The organism is Leptospiraceae bacterium (genome assembly GCA_016708435.1).
In the GTDB taxonomy this organism is placed as follows: Bacteria; Spirochaetota; Leptospiria; order Leptospirales; family Leptospiraceae; genus UBA2033.
The window spans coordinates 440,389-447,181 of sequence record JADJFV010000033.1; the positions used below are offsets into that span (position 1 = coordinate 440,389).

Sequence of the window (6,793 nt, forward strand, 5' to 3'; positions counted from 1 at the left end):
TATTATCTTAGTTATTACAAACAAAGAACCGAGAGGGAATATGGCATTTACTAACAAACAGAGCAGTTTTCAATCAGGAACAGACAAATCCAATATTTTTTATCAATCATGGATAAAGCCCAATGCAAAAAGAGTTTTAATTCTCCAGCATGGGTTTGGGGAGCATAGTGATCGATATGGAAATATTATTGAAAAATTGAAAGACGATGATTTTAATATCTATGCTCTTGATTCGCGTGGTCATGGGAGATCAGAAGGGAAGCGTGGGCATGTGGATCAATTTCAATATTATATCAATGATTTGACAGAATTAATTTATATTGCTCGCGAAGAACAGGGGATAAACAAAGTTAGCCTCTTGGGACATTCTCTTGGTGGAGTGATTTCTTTACAGTATGCGGTGGAAGGGTTTAATCAAGATCATTTAGATGGACTTATTTTAAGCTCCCCCGGTCTTAAGGTTAAGATGGATTTTGATAAAGAAGTAAAGAAATTTATCGGAGAGATAGTTGCTTCTTTTCTTCCCGATACAACGATAGACGCTAACTTAGATTTGAATTATCTTTCTCATGATAAATCAGTCATTGAAGCTTACAAAAAAGATAAGCTTACTCACGGTAAAATCTCGTTTCAAATGGGCTCCAATCTATTTAATTTATCAAAAGCGTTATACGATAAAGCAAACCATATTCATGTTCCAATTCTTATTATTCACGGTGAAGACGATGGAATTATTGATGTAAATGGAAGTCGTGATTTATTTCGCCATCTCACAGTTGAGAAGAAATTTATAAAGACCTATCCAAAACTTTATCATGAATTAATGAATGAACTTCCTAAAGATCGTGAGATTGTCTTAACAGACATAGTAGAATTTTTGCATTCTGTGGGCTAGCTAGAAGAAAGCAGGTTTGGAAACCTGCCTTCATTACTTAGCCCTTTTTCTTATTTAGAAATCTTTTTAGTTTCAATGCAGGAATGTAAGTGGGATCTAAGTTTAGAATCTTTTCTATTGCGTCTATCGCTTTGTCGGGGTAGTTTTCTTTCGTAAATGTTTTTGCCAGATTATACAAAGCAGGTAGATTGCCACTTCTAAGAGATATTGATTTTTGTAATTCTAGTTCTGCTCTACCATAATTTTCTAATTTATAAAAACAATATCCTAGAATCAGATGAGAGTCTGCATTGTAGGTCTTTAGGCTATTGTATTCTTCAAGGTATTTAATTGCCTCGTTATAATTACGAATCTTTGCATAGCATTTGCCAAGAAGTAGTAGTATACTCAAGTCATTGGGCAAAATGCGATTAGCCTTAATTAGATGCTCTGCGGCTAATTCATAGTTTTCGCTATTAAAATTTCGTTCTGCTTCTAATTGGTGTTTATCAAAAGCTTCCATGTTTAAGCTGAGACCAATTCCGAGTAGTGTAATATCATCGCCCTGGTCTGTTCCACGACAGTAATGATTGAACTTCTTCATTATAAAATCAACAGACGTCTTCACATCCATATCAGCGGATTCTAATATATATTTGATTAAGTTTTCTTGTTGGAATTGCTCTCCTACATCGTTTTGACCTTCAATGAGTCCATCTGTGAATACAAATAGTTTGTCGCCTGGTTCTAACTTTATCTTATAATCTTTGAAGTGTTCTCTTGCATCATCAAACATTCCAAGGAATGTTCCTTCTCCTACAAGTGTAACAATTTCTTTTGTTTTGCGTTTAAAAAGTATGGGTCTTGGATGACCGGCAATCGAGTAAGTCATTTCATATTCGGAATCAAAAATTCCATAGAAGCAAGTTAAGTAACCCTGTTGTTTTACAAGGTCTAGTAGTTCACTATTAGCATTTCCTAATATTTCGGAAGGACTATCTAGTTTGTAATTTGTAAAAAGTAATTTTGAAATCGCCGTTATAAATGCAGCCGGCACACCATGACCGGATACATCACTTACTAAGACTCCTAGACGATTAGAGCCAAAGTTAAAATAATCATAATAATCCCCGCTGACTTCTTGCATTGGCATGAAGCTAACGGCAAACTGTAATCCTTTCCAATCAGGAATTCGCTGGGGGATAATGCCTCGTTGTATATTGCGTGCGATCTTTAAGTCTTTTGTAATAGACTTTTGTTTAATCATCAGTTCATTTCTTAAACTTTTTAAGACTTCGACTGCTGCTTCTAAATCTCTATTCTCAATATATAATTCTTTTGATTTACTAAATATATCATTTAGATCAATGTAAGAATACTGCCCCTTATCCGCTTCATTTAAAGAAGAAATTACAAATGTCTTGGACTCAAAGGCAGGAGAAATTTTATTGATATTTGTTTTTCCTACTTTGATTTTACATTCTAACCAGGAGATTTCTACAATTGATTTTTTAGAGTTGAATTTGGTTTTATCCGAGTGAAGAAAAAAACGGGAATCTACTTCATTTAAACTTGTTTCTATTAGAGTAGTCTTACAACCGGATACTTGAAATAGAATCGCTGCTCCCTGTAAAATCCCAGTAAGAAAAATTAAATCATATGCGTTTTCTTTTATCTTCTTGTGAAATTGAAATTCTATTTTAAGTTTGTTTTTAGAATAGCTAATTGTTTTAATTTCGATATAACGAATATAATGATCTATGAGCAGAGGAAGTCTAGAAATTAATTCTTCAAATTCAATTTGAACATCATCCGATGGAAGTATTTCAAAGCTATCTGCTAAAAAGAAATCTTTACCCATATTAAAAAAAGTTTCTGTTAAGGGAAGTGTCTCTTCTATTTTATTTAGAATTCTTCTTTCTAGTAAACAGGAAATCCAAAAGTTACTGTCCTTAAGGATCCTTGATAGCGTCATTGGATCTACTAATTCTTGAATAACAGATTCACTGGATTGGTTTTGGCTATGGTCTAGGTATACACGTATAATCTTGTTAAGCCTTCTAGCTGTAACTTCAGGTATTATATACAAGCCTTGCGAGGTAGAATCTGTTGTTTGAGTTTCTGACATGTTTACAATACATCCTAAATTATGGAAAAAACTTTTTCAATTAAAAATAGTTATATTCGAAATTTTAATTGGATTTTCAAGAATTGCCTAGAGTTAGAGAATGTATTATGGCAAGAAAAAATCTTATTTTCCTAATTTCCTTCGTTTTCATTCAAATACCATTTATTCTATTTAGTTTTTCTTTCTTATTGCAAGAATTTAAGGCGATATGCCCTAACCAGGACTTTTTAAGCTGGGATGCTGATTTGCGGTTTATTAAAACATTGAAAATGCTAGACCAGTTACGACACTTCGAGTTCTTTTCTTTCCTCTTTCAGATTCTAGATTCCCCAACCTGGCCTATTTTGCGTAACTTAGTGCAAATAATGGTGTTTTTAATGTTTGGAGTATCTGCCTATATAGATGTTTTGATTACTTTAGCAACCTTCGCTATCTTGATTGGCTTAGTGATGCATGTTCTCTATTATCTCACCGACGGACATTGGTCTTCGGGGTTGCTGTTTCTTCCGATTTGGGCAATGCTTTTTTTATCTCCTCCCGTTCTAATTTATACCTTCTCAGCCATGCTAGAAATACAAGGTGCCGTGTTTTTTCTGGCAAGTGTTTATTATCTTCTACTATTTTACCGCTCTGAGAATGGAATTGTAGATAAATGGATTCTTGTAAAATTGTCTCTAAGTGCATTTGCCTTGTTTAGCACAAAGTATCCCTATGGATATTTATTACTTCTTACAATTCTTATCGTTCACACCAGCTTGTATTTAGAAGAAGTCGTTTTGTTTGCGACTCGATATATTGCCTATATAACCCAAGAAATAAAAAAGCAGTATCGGATACTTGGAATTATCCTTCTGGTGCTGATTTATCTAATTGTTCCGGAGTCCATTCTAAAAGGAAAATCTAAGACCTATATAAAGTATGTCATTGTAATGCTTGCATCTATTGACTTTTATCTTTATCTGTTTCGTCAAGCAACTGAATTATCTAATCTTAAGTTTGATAGGCTAACCAATATTTTCCGTTGGGTGTTTCTTCCTATTATTGTTTTTGTATTGATTCATCCAGATCGTTTTTCTAGTTCTAGTAGCACACTCGCACATGTGCAATCAGAAGGACATATGGTAGGCGAGATAGTAGAAAAGAATTTAGATTATTATCTTGTTTTCTTTAAAGCAATTACAAATGATTCTTTTTTTCCTGAATGGATAGGAATTATCCTATTCGTAATTATGCTTTTGTCTGTGGCTTACGGCTATTATGTGTATTTCAAAGAAAAAAGAATAGAAAACCATTTCTTCTTTTCTTTATTCTCTTTCTTAACTATTTTGGTATTGACATTCTTTACTCCTAATCACCAAGCCCGTCACGTTTATCATCTATTACCTGCTATTGCTATTGGAGCATTGCTTTTATTTGAATCTTTTCGAGTTCGATTCAGTATTTTGTTTTATGCTTTGGTAGTTTTACTTTCTGTCCTGGTTCTAATTCCATTTGCAAATAAATTCTCTCATAGGTTTTCAGGGGAAAATGTATGTTATACGGGAAAGAACAAAGATGATTTTTTTACTCCTAGGGAAGTCGAAAGACTCTTTAAAAATCTATCCGAGAATGCTATCTTTTTTAATTTCATCAATCCACTTCATGTAAACAAGGCTGATACAGAATTGGTATTAGCTAAAATTGCCTATGAAAATAAAAAGAAGATATTGATTAACCCTAAGAATTTTAAATTAAACCCACACGAGGAAGGGTATAATGAAGTTTACCTTATAGTAGATTCTTGTGAGAAGGAATACTTACCGGAGACCTGGTTTAAGAACCTTCATCCATCTATAAAATTAACAAAACGAGATGATCCAAAATTATCTATAACCTATGAAGTAGCGACTAAGGGCAAACCGTTTATCCTCGCTCCTCCCTATCCTGCAAAGAATTTGCTAGACAGAAAGGTTTATAGAGATGCTAGGTTTTCAACAGGAGAAGGGTGTTTACAGACTCTTCGGTTTACGATTCTTCCTTAGAGGAGTTTTCTTTTTTGATTCTGTTTTGTCGGGTGATAGAGATTTGTTATGTTTCTCTCTTTCTTTGATGAGTTTATCAACGTGAGCGGCGAACTCCGGATAATGCAGAATAATCGACATGAAGGTGTCTTTGTCTAGGTAATATAGATCGCAATAATCCATGGCACGGATACTCGCTGTTCTCGGAGTATCCATTATGAGCGCAATTTCTCCGAAGAAATTGCCTTCATTTAATATCCCGTAACTGGTAATTCCATCTTCTGCAAGAATTTCAACCTGTCCTTTACTTATAAAATATAGATGATGACCGGTATCTCCTTTCTTAAAAATAAAATCTCCTTTCATATATACAACAGGGACAAGGTTTAAAATGATTTTAGAAATTAAATCATCACTTGCACTTTTTAAAATGGGAACTTTTCTCACAAGATCACTATTTAGATAGATGCTTACTTTCATACGAAGAGAAGGAGGTAGCTCACGTAAGATTTGATTTTCATCGTAACCTTTTCTGTTCTTCCAAATATAATCGTAATAATCCAAAATGCTTTTTTGCATATCAGCGGGAAGCTTCTTATATTTCATAAACGTATTGATCTTTTGAATCTTGTCTACAAATTGTGATCTTACAATATCTGAATTCGCAAGGATAGTAGCGATATTAGCCACAAGATATCCGTAAGCACCTGCCCCAACTAGCATAATACACATTGTATAAATAGTCTGCACATTTGTGACAGGGGTTATATCTCCGTAACCGATAGTTGTAAGAGTAGTCACCGACCAATAGATGGCTCGAATGTATCTAGTTACGGTATCGGGATTATTGACTCCGCCAACGCCACCATCAATTACAATCCAACCACAGGCAGTCCAGTGGGCAAATATTGTTATCCAATAAACTAAAAATCCCAATCGCATAAAACTTGTGCTATCGAATTCATGCATACCCCAGGTTCGTTTAAATAAAACGCCATCGGTGAGTTTTATGATTCGTAAGAAGCGAAAGATACATAGAAATAAAAGGGATTCTGAAAGAATTCCATGCTCAATCATTAGCTCTAAGGGGATAACAGAGAGTAAATCCAATAGGAACCAACTGAACAGATAATTCTTTGCAATGCTTAGAGGATCTGTGATTAGAATTTCATTTTTAAAATAAGAGGTTCTGAAATTAAAAATTAAATCTACAAAGAAAGCAATGGAAATAAAAATTTCAAAAAAAAAGAAAAATCCTGTTTGCGGATAAGGGAATAATATCCAGAAGGGAATGTCAATAGAACAATACGTAGCCAATATGAATATGAACAAATCCCAGTATCGTTTGAATGAATTCTCTAAAGAAAAAATTTTCATAGTTATGCATTTGACTTCATAAAGTCACTAATCTCTTTTGCGAGAATATTTTTTGGTTGGTCGTTGATTTCTTTTATTAGACCGGTCTTAGAGAAAATACGAATACTAGAATTGACTTCTCCAAATCCGGTATTGGATTTACCAACGTAATTTCCAATGATATACTTGAGTCCTTTACGCTCTAATTTACCTAACGCATGTTCTTCCAATTTCTCAGTCTCAGCGGCAAAGCCCACTAAGACGCTATTGGTATACTTTTTATCTTTAAGGAAGCATTAAGAGCCATTAGAATATCTGGATTCTTTTCCAGTTCAATCATGAGTGCGACGGTAGATTCTTTTTTAATCTTATTCTCTGCAGTCATAATCGGACGAAAATCAGCGGGGCTGCTGCCATAATTACAAGAGTATCATT

5 protein-coding genes and 1 pseudogene are annotated in these 6,793 nt (G+C 34.0%); 2 read left to right on the forward strand and 4 right to left on the reverse strand.

Annotation, left to right across the window (positions count from 1 at the left end):
• Nucleotides 1-40: 40 nt before the first annotated feature.
• A complete protein-coding gene (locus IPH52_22715; GenBank protein MBK7057812.1) occupies nucleotides 41-895 on the forward strand; it encodes an alpha/beta hydrolase in 855 nt (284 codons plus the stop codon).
• Between the two features lie 37 nt (nucleotides 896-932).
• Here the strand turns inward: IPH52_22715 and IPH52_22720 are convergent, their stop codons facing one another.
• A complete protein-coding gene (locus IPH52_22720; protein ID MBK7057813.1) occupies nucleotides 933-3,002 on the reverse strand; it encodes a SpoIIE family protein phosphatase in 2,070 nt (689 codons plus the stop codon).
• A 107-nt stretch (nucleotides 3,003-3,109) separates the two neighbouring features.
• On the opposite strand from IPH52_22720, the gene IPH52_22725 reads away from it, so the two are divergent.
• Nucleotides 3,110-5,023: a hypothetical protein gene (locus tag IPH52_22725; GenBank protein ID MBK7057814.1), complete on the forward strand. Its 1,914-nt coding sequence runs from the start codon at nucleotides 3,110-3,112 to the stop codon at nucleotides 5,021-5,023.
• On the opposite strand, the gene IPH52_22730 is transcribed toward IPH52_22725, so the two are convergent.
• From IPH52_22730 to IPH52_22740, 3 genes and pseudogenes are all read right to left on the reverse strand, one after another.
• A complete protein-coding gene (locus tag IPH52_22730) occupies nucleotides 4,991-6,379 on the reverse strand; it encodes a cyclic nucleotide-binding domain-containing protein (protein ID MBK7057815.1) in 1,389 nt (462 codons plus the stop codon). The two genes, IPH52_22725 and IPH52_22730, sit on opposite strands and share 33 nt — an antisense overlap.
• 2 nt (nucleotides 6,380-6,381) lie before the next feature.
• Nucleotides 6,382-6,615: a hypothetical protein gene (locus IPH52_22735; GenBank protein MBK7057816.1), complete on the reverse strand. Its 234-nt coding sequence runs from the start codon at nucleotides 6,613-6,615 to the stop codon at nucleotides 6,382-6,384.
• Nucleotides 6,615-6,764: pseudogene (locus IPH52_22740) on the reverse strand (phosphopantothenoylcysteine decarboxylase). The gene IPH52_22735 and the pseudogene IPH52_22740 overlap by 1 nt, the downstream one beginning before the upstream one ends.
• Between the last annotated feature and the right edge of the window lie 29 nt (nucleotides 6,765-6,793).